The organism is Nostoc sp. UIC 10607, assembly GCF_047228265.1.
GTDB lineage: Bacteria > Cyanobacteriota > Cyanobacteriia > Cyanobacteriales > Nostocaceae > Nostoc > Nostoc foliaceum_A.
Genome location: NZ_JBIQNW010000267.1, coordinates 1 through 209 on the forward strand (window position 1 = coordinate 1; position 209 = coordinate 209).

Consider the following 209-nt stretch of genomic DNA (forward strand, 5'->3'; position numbering starts at 1 on the left):
TTTTGCTCTTCTAGTTGAGGTTGTGAATAGCCATCATTTTGCTCTTCTAGTTGAGGTTCTATATAGCTATCAGTTTTTTGCTCTTCTAGTTGAGGTTGTGAATAGCCATCATTTTGCTCTTCTAGTTGAGATTCTATATAGCTATCAGTTTTTTGCTCTTCTAGTTGAGGTTGTGAATAGCCATCATTTTGCTCTTCTAGTTGAGATTC

General features: G+C 35.9%; 1 protein-coding gene. It reads right to left on the reverse strand.

Going from position 1 to position 209, the window contains the following annotated elements:
• A partial coding sequence (locus ACEYW6_RS36720; protein WP_412983682.1) for a hypothetical protein occupies nucleotides 1-209 on the reverse strand: 209 nt, incomplete at both ends.